At 37.9% G+C, this 18,244-nt stretch carries 12 protein-coding genes; 10 read left to right on the top strand and 2 right to left on the bottom strand.

Annotated features, from left to right (window positions below):
- Positions 1-47 precede the first annotated feature (47 nt).
- From recQ to lpdA, 5 genes are all read left to right on the top strand, one after another.
- Entirely contained in the window at positions 48-2,252 is a 2,205-nt protein-coding gene (recQ, locus tag FFS26_RS16790; protein ID WP_110010955.1) for a DNA helicase RecQ, read from the top strand.
- Positions 2,253-2,457: 205 nt separating this feature from the next.
- On the top strand, positions 2,458-3,540 hold the full coding sequence (locus FFS26_RS16785) for a glycosyltransferase (protein WP_110010954.1): 1,083 nt from the start codon (positions 2,458-2,460) through the stop codon (positions 3,538-3,540).
- Between the two features lie 76 nt (positions 3,541-3,616).
- Positions 3,617-3,961 (top strand): hypothetical protein, encoded by a 345-nt coding sequence (locus FFS26_RS16780; protein WP_137905621.1) that lies wholly within the window; start codon positions 3,617-3,619, stop codon positions 3,959-3,961.
- A gap of 37 nt (positions 3,962-3,998) precedes the next feature.
- Positions 3,999-4,385, top strand: a complete 387-nt coding sequence (locus tag FFS26_RS16775; protein ID WP_110010952.1) for a cupin domain-containing protein — start codon at positions 3,999-4,001, stop codon at positions 4,383-4,385.
- A 130-nt stretch (positions 4,386-4,515) separates the two neighbouring features.
- On the top strand, positions 4,516-5,919 hold the full coding sequence (lpdA, locus tag FFS26_RS16770; protein ID WP_047429636.1) for a dihydrolipoyl dehydrogenase: 1,404 nt from the start codon (positions 4,516-4,518) through the stop codon (positions 5,917-5,919).
- A gap of 138 nt (positions 5,920-6,057) precedes the next feature.
- On the opposite strand, the gene FFS26_RS16765 is transcribed toward lpdA, so the two are convergent.
- The gene (locus FFS26_RS16765; protein WP_228406547.1) at positions 6,058-6,519 is read right to left on the bottom strand and encodes a hypothetical protein; all 462 of its coding nucleotides are present in this window, start codon (positions 6,517-6,519) and stop codon (positions 6,058-6,060) included.
- A 118-nt stretch (positions 6,520-6,637) separates the two neighbouring features.
- Between FFS26_RS16765 and FFS26_RS16760 the strand changes: the two genes are divergently transcribed.
- Positions 6,638-7,462, top strand: coding sequence for a S1 RNA-binding domain-containing protein (locus FFS26_RS16760; protein ID WP_137905620.1), 825 nt, complete (start codon positions 6,638-6,640; stop codon positions 7,460-7,462).
- A 36-nt stretch (positions 7,463-7,498) separates the two neighbouring features.
- Here FFS26_RS16760 and FFS26_RS16755 read toward each other — a convergent pair whose 3' ends face one another.
- Positions 7,499-11,410: a T9SS type B sorting domain-containing protein gene (locus tag FFS26_RS16755; RefSeq protein WP_171006337.1), complete on the bottom strand. Its 3,912-nt coding sequence runs from the start codon at positions 11,408-11,410 to the stop codon at positions 7,499-7,501.
- A 178-nt stretch (positions 11,411-11,588) separates the two neighbouring features.
- On the opposite strand from FFS26_RS16755, the gene FFS26_RS16750 reads away from it, so the two are divergent.
- The 4 genes from FFS26_RS16750 to FFS26_RS16735 all read left to right on the top strand — a co-directional run bounded on the left by FFS26_RS16750 (position 11,589) and on the right by FFS26_RS16735 (position 17,891).
- Complete coding sequence (locus FFS26_RS16750; RefSeq protein WP_062675102.1) at positions 11,589-12,182, top strand: TetR/AcrR family transcriptional regulator; 594 nt, start codon at positions 11,589-11,591, stop codon at positions 12,180-12,182.
- A gap of 89 nt (positions 12,183-12,271) precedes the next feature.
- Positions 12,272-13,624 (top strand): TolC family protein, encoded by a 1,353-nt coding sequence (locus tag FFS26_RS16745; protein WP_137905618.1) that lies wholly within the window; start codon positions 12,272-12,274, stop codon positions 13,622-13,624.
- Positions 13,625-13,633: 9 nt separating this feature from the next.
- The gene (locus FFS26_RS16740; protein WP_137905617.1) at positions 13,634-14,695 is read left to right on the top strand and encodes an efflux RND transporter periplasmic adaptor subunit; all 1,062 of its coding nucleotides are present in this window, start codon (positions 13,634-13,636) and stop codon (positions 14,693-14,695) included.
- Positions 14,696-14,702: 7 nt separating this feature from the next.
- On the top strand, positions 14,703-17,891 hold the full coding sequence (locus FFS26_RS16735) for an efflux RND transporter permease subunit (protein WP_110010947.1): 3,189 nt from the start codon (positions 14,703-14,705) through the stop codon (positions 17,889-17,891).
- The last annotated feature ends 353 nt before the right edge of the window (positions 17,892-18,244 follow it).

The following is an 18,244-nucleotide window of genomic DNA, read 5'->3' as shown; positions in this document are numbered from 1 at the left end:
ATTTTTATAACTTTGGGTGAGATGCAAATTTAGCAATAGAAAATTAGATGAGCGCAAAAAAAGCCAATTTATCAGGCGAATTGAAAAAGTATTTTGGGTTTTCTACATTTAAGGGCCAGCAGGAACAGATTATAGATAACCTATTGAATGGGAAGGATATATTTGTTTTAATGCCTACAGGTGGCGGAAAATCATTATGTTACCAGCTTCCGGCTCTTATTTCGGAAGGAACGGCAATAGTAGTTTCGCCCCTGATAGCGTTGATGAAAAATCAGGTAGATGCCGTGAACGGCCTTTCATCTGATGATGGGGTAGCACACGTATTGAATTCATCATTAAACAAAACGCAGACCAAACAGGTTTTTGACGATATCAAAAGCGGCAAAACCAAGCTTCTGTATGTAGCTCCTGAATCATTAATTAAAGATGATTACCTGGATTTTTTGAAAGAAGTGAAAATTTCTTTCTTTGCTATCGACGAGGCTCACTGTATTTCAGAGTGGGGACATGATTTCAGACCGGAATACAGAAATCTGAAACAGATTATAGACAAAATCGCCAATGTACCGGTGATTGCTTTAACGGCTACTGCTACTCCTAAGGTTCAGGATGATATCCAGAAAACTTTAGGAATGACCAATGCATTGGTGTTTAAAGAAAGCTTTAACCGTCCTAATCTCTATTACGAAGTATGTCCTAAAATCAATGTAGATAAGGAAATCGTAAAATTTATCAATCAGCATAAAGGAAAATCAGGAATTGTATACTGCCTGAGCCGTAGAAAAGTGGAAGAATTTGCCCAGCTCCTGCAGGTGAACGGAATCAACGCTCTGCCTTATCATGCCGGTCTTGACCAGAAAGTGAGAGTAGCGAATCAGGATAAATTCCTGATGGAAGAGGTAGATGTTATTGTAGCCACCATTGCCTTCGGGATGGGAATTGATAAGCCGGATGTACGTTTTGTGATCCATTACGACTTCCCGAAATCACTGGAAAGTTATTACCAGGAAACAGGAAGAGCTGGAAGAGACGGAGGAGAAGGCCACTGCCTGGCATTCTATGATCCTAAGGATATCGAAAAACTGGAAAAATTCCTGGCTCAGAAACCCGTTTCTGAAAGAGAAATCGGATTACAGCTTCTGAATGAAGTCGTAGGCTATGCCGAAACTTCCATGAGCAGAAGACAATATATTCTATACTATTTTGGAGAAAGTTTTGATCCTGTGAACGGAGACGGAGCAAAGATGTGTGACAACTCATCCAATCCTCCAAAATTGAAAGATGCTACTGCCGATTTAAAAAAGGCCCTGGAGCTGATTAGAGACACAGGCGAGAAGTTCAAATCAAAAGATCTGATATCCGTTATTGCAGGAAAAGAAAATGCAGTGACGAAATCCTATAAGCTTGAACAAAGTTCTCACTTTGGCTTTGGAAAGGATGAAAAAGATAACTATTGGAAAACAATTTTAAGACAGGCGACTGTTCAGAATTTTTTACAGAAAGATATTGAAACCTATGGGGTTTTAAAAATTACAGAGAAAGGAAAAAGTGTTCTGAATGGCAAATCTAAAGACACCTTTTTAATTGCTGAAGACAGAGAATTTGATCTTACCCAGGCGAAAGCTGAAAGTGATCAGGTACAGCAGCAGGCTGGAGGAGGTATGGATCAGAACCTTTTCAACCTGTTGAAAGAATTAAGAAAGAAAGTCGCTAAAAAACATGGAATTCCACCATATACCGTCTTTATGGATCCAAGTTTGGAAGATATGACGGTTCAGTATCCGATTACGGTAGATGAAATTACCAAAATCTATGGAGTAGGGGAAGGAAAGGCCAAAAAATATGGTAAAGAATTCGCAGACTACATCAAAACATACGTAGAAGATAATAATATCGAACGTACCCAGGATATGGTATTGAAGCAGGTGGCCAATAAATCCAGCCATAAAGTTTTCATTATCCAGAGTACTGATAAAAAGATTGATCTTGAAGATATAGCAAGAGCTAAGAACCTTTCTATGGATGAACTCCTGAAAGAGATGGAAAGGATCGTTTACCAGGGAACAAAGCTGAATATTGATTACTATATTGAAGATAATTTTGATGAAGATATTGTAGATGGATTCATGGAATTTATGAACGAATCTGAAAGCGACAGTATGAAAGTATTGCTGGATGAATTCGGGGATGAACTTTCTGATGAAGAAGTGAGAATGTTGAGAATTAAATTTATCAGTGACGTAGCGAACTAAAAGGAGAATACATTTTAGAATATAAATTATAAGTAAGTTTTTCAGCAGAAGAACTTACTTTATTTTGTAATGTGTTAACTCTATAATGAATAGTAATCAAATTAAATTTAAAGCTTAGTTAATTTCTGTTAATTACCATGAAAACGGCGATCTTCACCCTCACAATATTTGAAAGATAACTAAACTTTTTAGTAACTTTGATAGGATGAAAAAAATATCTGTCATATTTATTCTGCCGGACTTAGAAACCGGGGGCGCAGAAAGGATTGTTACCACAATAGCGAATCATCTTTCCAGAGATCGGTTTGAGCCTAAGATTTTGCTATTACGTAAGCAGGGCGGATATTTGAATTTTCTGAAAAAAGATGTCGAAATTATCGATATCAATACTGAAAGAATAAGACATTCATTAAGACCTATTTTAGGAGAGATCTACAGAAGAAAACCGGATATTGTCTTTTCAGGTTTTGGTGAGGTGAATGCTTATTTATCCCTGTTTATAAAACTTTTTCCAAGAACGAAATTTATTGCCAGGGAAACTAATGTTGTCACACAGCATGTAACCCGCAAAGAGATTAAGTTTTTCTATAATTTTTACAACAACTATCAGAAAATTATTGCTCAAAGCGATGATATGATGAAAGATCTTGTCGATAATTTTAATATTAAAAAGAAAAAAATTGTCAAGATCAATAATCCTGTAGACTTTGATTTCATTGAAGATAAAATGGCCTTGTCTTTAAAACCCGAATGCTTCAAATACAATTATAAAAATGTAGTGGCCATTGGAAATCTGTCTTCCAGAAAAGGGTTTGATAACCTGTTAAAGGTTTTTTCAAGGCTTAAAAATGAAAATATTATGCTTCATATTTTGGGAGATGGAAAAGATAAAGACCTTTTGCTTCAGACCAGGGAACTTTTAGGATTAAAAAAAGTGATTTTCCATGGCAGACAGGAAAATCCCTACCAGTATCTTAAATATGCGGACTTATTTGTGCTTTCTTCACGATACGAAGGCTTTCCCAACGTTCTTCTGGAAGCTGGTGCCTGCGGAACTTATTCCCTGGCCAATAACTGTCCCGGCGGAATCAACGAGATTATCCAGCATAATATAAACGGAGAGATTGCAGATATTGAGAACCATGACAGGTTTGCCCGGGAGATTGTAAGAATCCTTCAGGGCAATTATAATCGGGATGCTGTAAAAAATTCCATTAAATCAAGGTTCTCAAAAAATATTATTCTGGATAAATATGAAAAGGTCTTATTGGATCTGGTCAAACCATAATGACTCCATTTGCTTTATAGACTGTTAATTTCTTACTTTTGAGGCTACAAATTTTATCTGAAAACCCATTTTATTCATGAATAAAATCCAAAAATTAGGATGTGCCTGTGAGAAACCTGATTTCCATTATACCGAATTCAGAAGTTCAGAATTAGGAATCGATCATACCAACGGAAGAAATGGAGAAGTGTCTATCCAACAGTGCAAATTATGCCAGAGAATCTGGATTCATTACCTTGTGGAATATGAGCATTATTCCAGATCAGGAAGATGGTATAAAGGAATTGTTTCGAAAAAAGACCGTCCCAACATCACTCCGGAAAATGCAGTAGAATATCTGGAAAGCCTTGAATGGTATGTCTATGGAGGCTCATTTTTTGAAAGTACGGAAACCATTGGACAAGGAAAGTTGAATATATAATTTTGCTATACTGATTTCTTACAATTAATACCGATCTATGAAGCCACTTATTTTCGCTGTTTTAATGTTGAATTCTGTTGTTATGATTGCTCAGCAGAAAACCATCTCCAGAAAAGAGTTATTAAAAACGGCTCTTGATCAGCAAGTAAAATCCACAGAAATTCAGGAAATAACTATGGCTGCAGGACAAGGAGCTCCCGAGCATCTGCATCCCTGTCCGGTTTTGGGAATCATCAATTCCGGAGAAGCCGTTTTTCAGATAGAAGGACATGAGAAAGTGGTACTTCATACAGGAGATGCTTTTTACGAACCTAAAAATGTAAAAATCCTTCGTTTTGATAATGCATCAGCTGAAAAACCGCTTGTATTTACCGCAATTTATCTGAAGGAAGGCAATGAAGAAAATATAAAATTCATAAAATAATACTTTTCATTAAACTGGAGCATATAATTACCATTTTTAAAATTGATAAAACTCACTTTGGTGCTTGGTAATTTATATGTAAATTTGTAAGAATTAAGATAGATAATAATAAACAAATTCATACAATAACATGAGTCAATTCGATGTTACCGTAATAGGTTCTGGTCCCGGTGGTTATGTTGCTGCTATCCGTGCAGCACAATTAGGTTTCAAAACAGCAATTATTGAAAAATATTCAACTTTAGGCGGAACTTGTCTTAACGTTGGATGTATTCCGTCAAAAGCACTTCTTGACAGCTCTGAGCATTTCGAAAATGCAAAACACAATTTTGCAGGTCACGGAATCATCATCAACGAGCCGCAAGCGGATATTGCCAGAATGATCGAACGTAAAAACGAAGTGATCAAGCAGAATACTGACGGAATCAGCTACCTGATGAACAAAAATCAGATTACTGTTTTTGAAGGAGTAGGAAGCTTCGAATCTGCTACTCAGATTAAAGTGACTAAAAACGACGGTTCTTCTGAAACGATCGAGTCTAAATATACCATCATTGCAACAGGTTCCAAGCCATCTACATTGCCTTTCATCTCTTTAGACAAAGAAAGAGTGATTACTTCTACGGAAGCTTTAAACCTTAAAGAAATTCCTAAGCATTTAGTAGTAATCGGAGGTGGAGTAATTGGTCTTGAACTAGGTTCGGTATATCTAAGACTGGGAGCACAGGTAACGGTTGTTGAATTTATGGATAAAATCATCCCTGGAATGGATGGAGCTTTAAGCAAAGAATTGACTAAAGTTCTTAAAAAACAAGGAATGAAGTTTATGCTTTCCACTGCGGTATCTGCAGTTGAAAGAAACGGAGATACTGTAAAGATCACGGCTAAAGATAAAAAAGGTGAAGAAGTAGTTGTAGAAGGAGATTACTGTTTGGTTTCTGTAGGTAGAAAACCTTACACAGACGGTCTTGGTCTTGAAAAGGCCGGTGTTGAGCTTGACGAAAGAGGAAGAGTAAAAGTAAACGATCACCTGCAGACTAATGTTGCTAATATCTATGCGATCGGTGACGTTATCAAAGGAGCTATGCTTGCTCACAAAGCTGAAGAAGAAGGAGTTTTCGTTGCTGAAACATTGGCAGGACAAAAACCTCACATCAACTATAACCTGATTCCTGGTGTTGTGTACACATGGCCGGAAGTTGCTGGAGTTGGTAAAACTGAAGAGCAGCTGAAAGAAGAAGGTGTTGCTTACAAAGTAGGATCTTTCCCGATGAGAGCTTTAGGTAGAAGCCGTGCAAGTGGTGATATCGATGGTCTTGTGAAGATTATTGCAGACGAAAAAACTGATGAGGTTTTAGGAATGCATATCGTAGGAGCAAGAGCTGCTGACCTTATTGCAGAAGGGGTAATTGCTATGGAATTCCGTGCAAGCGCTGAAGACATCGCAAGAAGTTCTCACGCTCACCCAACCTATGCAGAAGCTATCAAAGAAGCTGCATTGGATGCTACCGCAAAAAGACCTATTCATATGTAATATCTGATTAAAGGATTTAATCATTTAAATATTTAAAATTAAAGGCTGTTTCTTTTGGAGACAGCCTTTTTTATAGATTTTTGCTATAAAGAACGAAACTTGGTTTTGAAAAAAAATCATCTATAAACCAATAACTGTTTACATCATTTTCAGATGGTCATAAAACTTAGAATGTTTTTGTGCAATGTTGAACTGGATCCCAAAAGTTATCCCTTTAAAATATTTTTCTTTATGAATGGGAAAAGCATATCCTGTATTGAGAAATATCGCATTAAATAAGGAAAAACCTATTCTCGGTTCCAATGAATATGGATTACCAGAGACTCCGATCAAAAGCCCGGCACGAAGAATGTTGACATTCATCTCAGGAATAAATTTATCTTTATCATTAACATGGGTATAAAGTAAAGAAGGGCCAAGGATAATAGAACCATCATAACTATTTCCCAATCTGATTCTAATCCTGCCTGAAGGACATTTCTTCCGGTATAACGATAGGAAAGACCCAATGCTGTTTTTTCCAGCAGCTGAGCATTTGAAAAAAACGTTAAAAAAATAAGAGGTAGGATTATCAATTTTCTCATGATTATTTTTGTTCAAATATAAAGGTTTCAGAGGCTTTACAAAAGATGAAGATAGGCCTTTAAAGAATTATAATAGCATTGACTAGGATAGCATCTTCAAATTTCCGTACCTTTGTCAGCTAATTTTATCATCAATGCAACTCGGAAGAACTCAAACTTTAACAATTTCAGAAAAAATTAATTCAGGATGGATCCTCGTAGATGAATCCGGTGAGAAGGCTTTTCTGCCTAAAATCTTTATTCAGGAAGAAAAAGAAACAGGTGAAGAAGTTGAAGTTTTTGTATATCAGGATGATGATAAATTAAAAGCAACCACTGAAATTCCTTTGGCTGAAGTAGGTGAATTTGCGGTAATGAGCTGTGTCCAAAGCCTTCCTAGCGGAGCTTTTATGGACTGGGGAATCATTAAAGATTTATTTATTCCTTACAAGCAGCAGAAAACCAAAATCATTGAAGGGAAAAGATATCTGGTTTATATCTATGTAGACGAAGATATGGAACTGATTACAGGTACTACGAAGTTCAAAAGAAATCCTCAGTATGATGATCTTCCGTTCAAAAAAGGTGACAAAGTAGATCTGATTATGATGAACGAAAGTGAACTGGGCTGGAATGTGATCATCAACAAAAAATACATTGGTTTGATCTATGCTTCCGATGTTTTTAAAAAACTGTATCCATTTTCAGAAGAAACAGGATACATCAAAGCTATCCGTGAGGACGGTAAAATAGATGTTTCTTTGCAGCCGGAAGGTTTTGAAAATATTGATGAGTTCAAACAGAAGATTCTGAACAAACTGGAAGAAAATTACGGACTTTTGTATGTGTCCGATAAATCTTCTCCTGAAGAGATTAAAGATGAGCTTCAGATGAGTAAGAAAAACTTTAAGAAAGCAATCGGAGGACTTTATAAAGATAAGATCATCGATATCTCAGACGATAAAATCAAATTATTATAAAACAAAAAACGGGCAGAAATTTCTGCCCGTTTTTTGTTACTCCCTGTTTTTGATCAAAAGCCATCCGTTGTAGATTCTTCCGTCAGAAACTTTTATGGTATACCAGTAATTTCCTGTAGAAATAGGATGGGATTCATATCTTCCGTCCCACTGGAAAGGTTTATTTCTGATAATCTCTTTGTAGATTACAGCACCTCTTCTGTCATATAAACTTATCTCTGTTCCCGGATAGTTTTCCAATCCTGCTATTCTCCACGCATCATTGATTCCATCTCCGTTAGGACTGATGGCATTGGGAATATTGAATATCGAGAAGTTTTTCTGTCCGATAATACATCCGGATTTTGTTCTCACATAAACGGTGTATTCTCCCATACTTAAATTGGTGAAAATGTTGGAATCCTGCCATGTGGAATTATTTAAAGAAAATTCAAAGTTTCCGCTCTGAGAAAGAATAACGGTCGCTGTATTGTTCGTGATATTGACAGAAACAATATGTGCTAAAACAGAATAGCTTACCTGAGTTGAACTTGTATTTTCACAACCGAAAATATTGGCCACTTTTACAGTATACGTTCCCGGAGTCGTTACAGTAATTGTTTGAGTGGTTGCTCCGGTATTCCATTCATAAGACATAAATCCTGGTCCTGCATCCAGAACAACAGACTTTCCTTCACAAAAATCAAGCTTATCAGGAAGTTGAACAAAAGGTTTTGGATTTAGGGTAAGACTTAACCGAACTCCTTTGAAACATCCGTCAGGCGTTGCCACTCTTACGTGAATAAGTGTTGTTCCGGTATTCAATACGTAAGCCGAAGGATTGGCAATAGGGTTGCCTGCCGTATCAGTGTAGGTAAAAATATAACCGGCCGGATTATTAATAATACTGGCTTCATAAGAATGAAGATCGACAGTCATTGAATTTGCGGTAGTTGAATTACATAAAACCTGTGTTACATCTTTTGCAGGAACATTATCAGTAGACAGAGTTACTGTTATTGCCAGTTTTTCAGATTCACAGTTGTTTAATGTTTGCGTTACATAATAGATTTGTCCGCTTACCAGAGGAGTTGACATTGGAATTACATTTCCTGCTGCATTATAAAATTTAAGAGCAGTTCCCGTTACAATCAGTTTTTCTAAAGTAGGGTTGGCAGAAGCACAGAAATCCTGATTTACATTGGCTGTCGGTTTAGGAGTTGTATTTACCGTTACCAGAACTGCTGTTTTATTACTCTCACAACCATTAATAGTCTGAGAAGCATAATAGGTCTGTCCATTGATAAGAACAGTTGTTGCAGGTACAATATTTCCTGCCGCATCATACCATTTTATATTCTGACCTGTGATCTGTATGTCAGAGATTTTAGGATTATTGGTGGCGCAGAATGTTTGCTGGGTATTAGCCGTTGTCGGAAGAGCTGTTGATGTCACAATTACATTCTGGTTCTGAGTAGCGGTATTTCCATTTCCGTCGTTATAAGTCCAGTGGATAATATAGTTTCCGGGGTTTGAATAAGATAAAGGATCTGTTGTTGTTGCAGTAATTGGTCCTGCACAGTTATCAGTAGCAGTAGGAATAGTAGTAACCGTTGTATGACAGTCTCCTGTAATGTCTGCCAGCAGAGTAACATCAGGAACCGGAGCCGCATTATCACCTACAATCACGTTTACTGTAAAAGTCCCATCACAAGCACCTGATCCTGAAACCTGGCATATATATGATCCTGCCTGAGCTGTTGTTGCATTTGGAATAGTAGGGTTTTGCTCATTGGATGTGAAGCCATTTGGCCCGGTCCAGCTATATACTGTTCCTCCGGTAGCGTTGAGTTGGATTGCCCCATTAGGACATACCGGCGAATTAGAAGTAACAACCGCTGCAGAGGTACAATCCTGAAATTTAGCAATGAAAATATCATTTCCACCACCTGGCGACTGTTGAAAGGTTCCCGGTGTTGCAATACCAGCTGAATTCCCACTTGACATGCCTGTCAGATAAATGGCACCTTCATCATCTTTTGTCGCCTCTCCCTGTTGCGTTGCACCGTTTCCTGTGTAATAGGTTCCCCATTCTTTTACATCATTCTGATTGTATTTAATTAAAAACGTAGAAATATACATTGCGGGCATTCCCATATAGGCACCCGGAGTAGAGATGTCGGGCTGCCCGCTGGAATGCAGTCCTGTAAAAAAAACATTTCCGTTAGTATCAGGATATGCCAATAGCTGGAAAGAGCCTGTAAAGTTAAAATAGCTTTTGCTAATCGCATTCGTAGTTAAATTTACCCTCCATATTCCAGGCTGTCCCATTGGAAAAGCGGTAGTTGAATATCTTCCCGGAAGAATTAAAGTATTGTTTACAATTCTGGCTTTCCATATCTGTTCCGAACCACTGTTTCCATAATAGCTTGATCTCAGAATTGAAGTTCCTGATTTTGAAATCTTAAGGTATAGTCCGTCTGATTCCCCTCCTTTTAACGGTTGAAAAGCATTGCTCATAGGGATTGCAGAAGATTGTGTTGCTCCAATTATTTCAAGGTTATCGCTTGAGGAGAGAATTTGGAAAATGGAAGTAGAACCGTCACTTCTTCCAAAGTAAGTAGCCCAATCGACATTCCCTGTTGTTGAATTCAGAGATGCCAGAATACCGTCTGTATACCCGATCGGTGTTGATTTTGCAGGCTGCATGGCGTTAACAGTCGGAAAGTCAGCACTGAAAGAATCACCACCAATGTATACATGATTTTGATTGTAGGAAACAGTATAGAGTTTATTCTGCCTGCTTGAAGAAAACTCTTTTTCAAAAGCAAAACTTCCGTTATTATTAAACTTTACCAAAACAATATTTTCATTATATTGTGCTCTTTGAACGGTTCCGCCTGCATAAATATTAAAACTTTCATCAAAATCTACATCTGCAAATCCGTCATTCATTCCGAAACCATAGTAAGTTCCCCAAAGCCTCTGCCCGGTTTTGGTCAGTTTCATCAGAAATGCATCAAGAGCGCCGGCAACATTTTGCTGATAGGTCCCGGAAGTAGCGAAGTTTGTGGTACTGGTAGTGGTTCCGAAAACATAGCCCTTACTCTGAAGATCTGTTTTTATCCTGCCGTAATCTTCTCCGTATCCTCCTGCATAGCTTCCCCATATTCTTGTGGGTACCGGATCTATTACAATGGTCTTGTCAGAAGTATTTACAGGAGCGGCAAATCCAAAAGTATGGTCTCCAAGATCCTTAAAAGAAACTTCAATATTTTTTTTGGTATTTCCGACAACCCAGCTGTTAGGAATATCTTCATAGATTTCCCCAAACCGCACACTCATGGTGAGCCTACCATTGTTTATTAAAGTAGGAGCTCCATTAAATTTCATTTGTATGTCTGAAATTTTTCCACCAGGATTGATGATGAAATTATATTCGATGGGTTTTAAAGTATCGTTAGGTTTAAAGAATACCAAATCTATATGAGGGTATATATTCTTATAGCGGATTTTTTGATATCGGTGAACATTACTAATGCCTTTTGGATTATCTGGAAGGTTATAATAGTTATCATAATCCGGAGATCGGCCTTCCGCAGTAATTGTTGATTGGGTATTGGAATTCACGAGATCAATATCTACCCTGTGAATCAGCTTTTCATAAATATATTCACGGATATGATACTGATCTGGTACTGAAAGCGCATTTTTTTCCTTTTTTGAAAAATCAGGATTACTGGTTTTCTTTATTTCGTAAATATCGTAAGAAAATCCTCTGGTTCGAAGCTGTACATTAAGACCATTTGAATGGAAAAGGTATCGTACATCTCGATTTACCTTCCCGTTCTGATCCGTAATCTGACCTTTGTTTTCATAAAAATAATAGAAATTGTTTTCAGAAACTTTTTTCTGTGAAAATAGAAGTACCGCGCTCAATAGTGAGAACAGTGAAAGAATTTCCTTCATCAGGTTATTAATTTTGCGGCAAAGATATAAAAATAGACTTCTCATTAAATAATAACTAATCACAAACTTTCATTCACAAACATGATGGATATCATGACATATTTGTTTAATTTTTATGTTTAACAATTTTGTCAAAAATAAATTTTACTATAAATTTGCACAAATTTGTTTAACAAAAATGTCAAATCAAGCAAAAAAAGACCAAACACAGGAATTGATCAAGGAGACAGCGAAGAATTTATTCTTTGTGAAAGGAAAGTTTGATGCTACTACGCAGGAGATTGCAGATGAAGCAGGAGTGAACAGAACCCTTATTAATTATTATTTCCGTTCAAGAGATAAGCTTATCCAGATCATCTTTGATGAAGCGCAAAGAGTAGAACAGGAAAAATCGAAGATCATTCAGAATTCAGCTCTTCCTTTTAAAGAGAAGATCAGCAAATTTATAGAAAGCAGTCTTTCCACAAGCCTTCAGTATCCATATCTGGAAACGTATATCGTGTCACAGATCAATAAAGGAACCTGCCATCACAGAGAAATTGAGGAAGATATCCTGAACGATATGTACAAGGATATTGAAAAAGAAATGGAATTGGGAAATATTGAGAAAATGGCACCCGTTCAGTTTATTCTGAATATGGTTTCGCTACTGGTATTTCCTAGTGCTATAAGACCATTATTCATGGAGAATCTATTAATTAATGATGAAGAATATGATAAGATTATTTCTGAACGAAAAGAAATTATTATCAATATGTTGTTCAAAAACTAAAAAAAACTAAAGTATTTCTGAAAATGATTCGTCAAATAGAAATAAATAATGAATGAAAATTAAATAAAAAATAAACGAAGTATAAAATTATGAATAGAAAACGTATAACTGCTACAAAGCTAAAAATTGGGATAGCTTCAGCATTTATGATTTTCGGCTCAACCCTGATGTCTGCCCAGCAGCAGGTTTCCCTGCAGGAAGCAATTAAACAGGCACTTCAAAATAAAGCAGAAGCTAAAAAAGCTGCTTTACAGGTGAAAAAAGCCGAATACAAGATTGATGAAGCCAGAGCCGGTGCCCTTCCTCAGGTCACTGCGACGGCAGGCTTAACTTATAATCCGATTATTCAGGAATCTTTGCTGGAATTTGGAGGAGAGAAAATCAGAGCTCAGTTTGGGCAGCCTTGGGGTTCAACAGCTTCTGTACAACTTCAGCAGGCGATATTTGATCAGAGAGTATTTACAGGACTGAAAGCGGCAAAGTCAACAAGAGAGTTTTATGTACTGAATGCTCAGTTAACCAATGAACAGATTATTGAAAATGTTGCAACAGCTTATTATCAGGTGTTCGTACAGGAGGAAAACCTTAAAACGGTAACAGCCAGCTATGCCAACACTGAAAAAGTAAGAAATGTCATTAAAAGCTTGGTTGATAACGGTTTGGCAAAAGCAATCGATTTGGACAGAACCAATGTTCAGCTTACCAATATCGGTTCCAACAAGCAGGCTTTAATCAATTCTGTGGAGCTTTCAAAAAATGCCCTTAAGTTTTATATGGGAATCCCGATTTCTACAGACATCGAGCTTGAAGAAAAAGAAATCGAACCAAAACCTGAATTGATTGCGAGCAACGTAAATCTTAATGATCGTACGGAGCTTAAAGTTTTAAATAAAAACAGGGAACTTTTGGTTTTCAATAAAAAAGCGACTGAAGCTTATCTTTATCCATCAGTAAATCTAACAGCGAACTACGGATGGGGAGCCAACGGAGCCAAATTCCCATTGACCAATGGCCTTAGTAAAGGCGTTCTCTGGAGCGATTTTTCAGCAATTGGTTTGAATGTCAATATTCCTATTTTCACGGGTGGAGCTACCAAAGCGAAAATCAATCAGGCAGAAATTGATATTCAGGATCTTGATGTTGATATTGAAAACACTCAGCTGAGCTTAAGTTTAGATTATAAAAATGCCGTTACCAATATGGAAAATGCATTGATCAATCTCGAAAGCATGAAAGATAATGTAGGATTGGCAGAAAGAGTTCAGAAAAATACCCAGTCAAACTACCAATATGGGCTGGCAACACTTACAGAAGTGCTGGATTCTGAAAATGCTCTTACGCAGGCAAAACAGAACTATTCTAATGCATTGCTGGATTATAAACAGGCAGAGATCAAGCTGATAAAAGCTAAGGGTGAACTAAACACACTACAAAACTTATAATAAACTAAAATGAAAAAAACTTTAATATATATCATCGTAGCAGCTGTACTGGTTGGTTTAGCCGCTTACAAGATTGCCGGAAACAAAGAAAAACAGACTCAGGAAGTAAAAGAAGTTGCCAAGCAGGTAGATAAAATCAATGTTAATATTGTAACCGTTACAAGGGAAAATATTGATACCGACTACTCAGCCAACGGAACTTTTATTCCTAAGCAGGAAATGAACCAGTCTTCTGAAATATCAGGACGTATTGTAAGCGTTCTGGTAAAAGAAGGTTCAAGGGTAGGAGCAGGACAGGTTTTGGCAACGATTAAAAAAGATGCTATCGAAGTGGATGTTACCCAGGCTCAGAACAATCTTCAGAATGCTATTATTGATAACCAACGCTATGAGAACGCATATAAAACAGGCGGAGTTACAAAACAACAGCTTGATAACTCAAGACTACAGCTGAAAAATGCTCAGGCTGCAGTAAGAGCTCAAGGTGTGAAAGTAAATGATACAAGCATCCGTGCTGGAATCAGCGGTACTATCAACAAGAAAATGGTTGAACCCGGAACGGTGGTTTCTCCGGGAACATCGATGTTTGAAATCGTTAATATCAACAGTCTGAAGCTTTCTGTTTTGGTAGATGAAAGCCAGATCGGAAAAATCCAGTTAGGTCAGGAAGTTCCGATTAAAGTAAATGTTCTTCCGGAAGACTCTTTCGTAGGGAGAATTACTTTCATCGCTCCTAAAAGTGATGCTTCTCTGAATTTCCCAGTTGAAATCGAAGTACAAAACAGAGGAAACCTTAAGGCTGGTATGTATGCAACAGCTAAATTCAGTACAAACAACGGCGCAGAAACTCAGAATATGCTGACCGTTCCTGCAGAGGCCTTTGTTAACGGAGTAAGCTCTGGACAATTATTCATTGTCCAGAATGGTGTTGCTAAATTGATCAAAGTAACCATCGGAAAAGTTTACGGAGATAAAGTTCAGATTTTAAGTGGATTGAATGGAGGAGAGCAGGTGGTAACCAGTGGACAGATCAACCTGGACAACGGATCTAAAGTGAACATTGTAAAGTAGCAGATCTATGAAGTTAGCAGAAATATCGATCAAAAGACCCTCGCTGGTAATTGTATTATTTACAATTCTCACGTTGGGAGGTATCCTGAGTTATACACTCATGGGGTACGAATTGATTCCGAAGTTTGAAACCAATATGGTAACCATTTCTACGGTATATCCGGGAGCTTCGCCTGCAGAGGTGGAAACCTCCGTAACCCGAAAAATTGAAGATGCCGTAGGTTCTTTGGAAAACGTAAAAAAAGTAGAATCTTCTTCATACGAAAGCTTATCCGTAATCATGGTTCAGCTGAATGATGGAGCCGATGTAGATTACGCTTTAAATGATGCGCAGAGAAAAGTAAATGCGATTCTGGCAGACCTTCCGGAAGATGTGAAGGCGCCGTCTCTGAATAAATTCTCCTTAGATGATTTACCGATTATCACCATGAGTATTTCATCGGATAAACTGAACAGTAAGGACCTTTATGATTTATTGGATAAAAAGATTGAACCTATTTTCTCCCGTGTAAACGGTGTGGCTCAGGTTGACCTTGTAGGTGGACAGGAGAGAGAAATTCAGGTAAATCTTGATGAGAAAAAATTACAGGGGTACGGACTTTCCATTGGAGACGTACAACAGGCAATTCTTTCATCAAACTTAGATTTCCCTACAGGAAGTTTGAAAACGAGAACTACAAAATCTACGATCAGACTTTCAGGAAAGTATAAATCTACGGAGGAAATGAACAACCTTGTTGTTTCCAATAAAAACGGAGCTCAGGTACGTTTATCTGATATTGCAACCGTTTTCGACTCTCAGAAGGATGTTGAAAAAGTAGCGAGATTCAATCAGTTCCCTACGATTTTGATGCAGGTTAAAAAACAATCTGACGCGAATGCCGTTGCCGTATCTGAAAGTGTTCAGAAGACCATCAAAACAGTAGAAGAAGCCTATAAAGTTCAGGGAGTAAAAGTAAAAATCGTAAACGATACGACAGAATTTACCCTTGAATCAGCCAACCACGTTATTTTCGACTTATTCTTAGCGATTATCCTCGTGGCAATTGTAATGTTACTATTCCTTCACAGTATCAGAAACGCATTCATCGTAATGGTTTCTATCCCGGCTTCATTGGTGGCAGCGTTCATCGGAATGAACCTGATGGGATATACTTTGAACTTAATGAGTTTACTTGGACTTTCACTTGTGGTAGGGATCCTGGTGGATGACGCGATTGTAGTACTGGAAAACATTTACCGTCACATGGAGATGGGTAAAAGTAAGATCAGAGCAGCGTATGATGGAGCTTCAGAAATCGGATTTACTGTTGCGGCAATTACCCTGGTAATTGTAGTGGTATTCTTACCGATCGCGATGAGTTCAGGTCTTGTAGCCAACATCCTTGCCCAGTTCTGCGTCACGGTAGTTATTGCCACCTTGTTATCATTATTGGCTTCATTTACCATTATTCCTTGGTTATCATCAAGATTCGGTAAACTGGAACATTTAACAGGGAAAAACTGGTTCGAGAAATTCATTCTTTGGTTTGAAGGATTAATAGACAAGTTTACACACTGGATCACAGGAATCCTTGAATGGTGTCTGAAAACGACGTTAAGAAGAATTTCAACAGTGGTAATCACATTCATTGTTTTAATCAGTTCATTCATGCTGGTAGCATTCGGGTTTATCGGAGGAGAGTTCTTCCCACCAATCGACCGTGGCCAGTTCCTGGTACAAATGGAATTGTCAAAAGATGCAACCGTTGAGAAGACAAACCAGTTAACGTTAGAAGTTGAGAAATTCTTAAGAAATGATAAAGATGTTGTAGATCTTATCACAACAGTCGGACAACAGTCTACTGGTTTTGGTGGTGCTCAGGCAACTACTTACCAATCTGAGGTTCAGGTGAACTTAACTGATAAGTCTGAACGTTCTGAAAGTACCAACATCAAAGCTGCAAAAATAAAAAGACAGCTGGAAGAGAAATTTACAGGAGTTGAGTTTAAAACGGCTCCAATCGGTATCATGGGTGCGGAAAATGCTCCTATTGAAATGGTAGTAACAGGACCGGATAACGCTACAGCAGTGAAAGAAGCAACAAGAATCCTTGAGCTATTGAAAAAAGTTCCTGGAGCAGTAGACGCCGAATTATCAACCGATACAGGTAGCCCTGAAGTTCAGGTAAGTATCGACAGAGATAAAATGGCAGCTTTAGGCCTGAATCTTTCAAGTGTAGGACAGACGATGCAGACCGCATTCAACGGAAATACAGACGGAAAATTCAGAGCGGGAGAATATGAATATGATATTAATATCCGTTTCGGTGATGTGAACAGACAATCTATTGATGACGTTAAAAACCTTATGTTTACAAACCCTCAGGGGCAGCAGGTTCGTTTAAGTCAGTTTGCTAATGTGGAAATGGGTTCAGGACCGAGTTTGCTTGAACGTAGAGATAAATCTCCTTCTGTAAAAGTAAGAGCGAAAGCTGTTGGTAGACCGGTAGGGGACGTAGCGAATGAATGGGCAAACCAGTTCATGAACAGCGATAAAAAACCTGTAGGTGTAGATTATATCTGGAGTGGAGATATGGAGAACCAGCAGGAAGGTTTCGGTACGTTAGGAATTGCATTATTGGCCGCTATCGTATTGGTATACCTGGTAATGGTTTCACTATATGACAGTTTCGTGTATCCTTTCGTGGTATTGTTCTCAATCCCGTTGGCGATGATCGGGGTAATGGTTATCCTTGCCTTAACAGCCAACTCGCTGAACATTTTCACCATGTTGGGTATGATTATGTTGATTGGTCTGGTAGCGAAGAATGCGATCCTTATCGTTGACTTTACGAATGCAAGAAAAGCAGCTGGTGCCAATACTCATGATGCCCTGGTACAGGCGAACCACGCACGTCTTCGTCCGATCCTGATGACCACCATTGCGATGATCTTCGGTATGTTACCGATCGCATTGGCAACAGGTGCCGGAGCAGAGATGAACAAAGGTCTTGCATGGGTAGTAATCGGTGGTCTGACATCGTCACTATTCCTTACCCTGATCATTGTGCCGGTAGTATATTCATTATTTGACTCTCTTTTAAGAAGAATGGGACAACATAAGAAAGTAGACTACGAAGCTGAAATGAAAGCTGATTACGTACACAGAGAACTGAATGAAGACGGATTTACTCCGAAGCATTTGGATAAATAAATTAAACCTTTAATTAACCGAAAGCCGTGTCATCTTGATACGGCTTTTTTTGTTGGTAAATGTCATTCTGACGAAGGAAGAATCTCGTTTTGTAGTCTTTCCTATGAGATTCTTCACTTCATTTCATTTCGTTCAGAATGACAAACGTAGACTGTTAACTTTTGGCTCATTCAATAGGAGCGGCCTTACTCCTGAGCTCAGATGAAGGAAGCATGCTTAATTCTATAACGTTCATTATTCGGCTTTAGATTCTGTGTTAACTTCCAAATATTTTTTATACATTTATATTTATAAAAGCGACCTTGAGTTAGCTTGCGTAGGGTGAACGTCTTTGATTTTTACCCTACTTTCTT

The organism is Chryseobacterium sp. 2VB (genome assembly GCF_005503635.1).
In the GTDB taxonomy this organism is placed as follows: Bacteria; Bacteroidota; Bacteroidia; order Flavobacteriales; family Weeksellaceae; genus Chryseobacterium; species Chryseobacterium cupriresistens.
This window is presented reverse-complemented; position numbering and strand designations above follow the sequence as displayed.

Bases quoted from the DNA above. Each gene is read 5' to 3' on its own strand.
- FFS26_RS16735 (WP_110010947.1), top strand. From the start codon at position 14,703: ATGAAGTTAGCAGAAATATCGATCAAAAGACCCTCGCTGGTAATTGTA.
- FFS26_RS16745 (WP_137905618.1), top strand. From the start codon at position 12,272: ATGAATAGAAAACGTATAACTGCTACAAAGCTAAAAATTGGGATAGCT.
- FFS26_RS16775 (WP_110010952.1), top strand. From the start codon at position 3,999: ATGAAGCCACTTATTTTCGCTGTTTTAATGTTGAATTCTGTTGTTATG.
- recQ (WP_110010955.1), top strand. From the start codon at position 48: ATGAGCGCAAAAAAAGCCAATTTATCAGGCGAATTGAAAAAGTATTTT.
- FFS26_RS16780 (WP_137905621.1), top strand. From the start codon at position 3,617: ATGAATAAAATCCAAAAATTAGGATGTGCCTGTGAGAAACCTGATTTC.
- FFS26_RS16750 (WP_062675102.1), top strand. From the start codon at position 11,589: ATGTCAAATCAAGCAAAAAAAGACCAAACACAGGAATTGATCAAGGAG.
- FFS26_RS16760 (WP_137905620.1), top strand. From the start codon at position 6,638: ATGCAACTCGGAAGAACTCAAACTTTAACAATTTCAGAAAAAATTAAT.
- lpdA (WP_047429636.1), top strand. From the start codon at position 4,516: ATGAGTCAATTCGATGTTACCGTAATAGGTTCTGGTCCCGGTGGTTAT.
- FFS26_RS16755 (WP_171006337.1), bottom strand. From the start codon at position 11,410: ATGAAGGAAATTCTTTCACTGTTCTCACTATTGAGCGCGGTACTTCTA.
- FFS26_RS16785 (WP_110010954.1), top strand. From the start codon at position 2,458: ATGAAAAAAATATCTGTCATATTTATTCTGCCGGACTTAGAAACCGGG.
- FFS26_RS16740 (WP_137905617.1), top strand. From the start codon at position 13,634: ATGAAAAAAACTTTAATATATATCATCGTAGCAGCTGTACTGGTTGGT.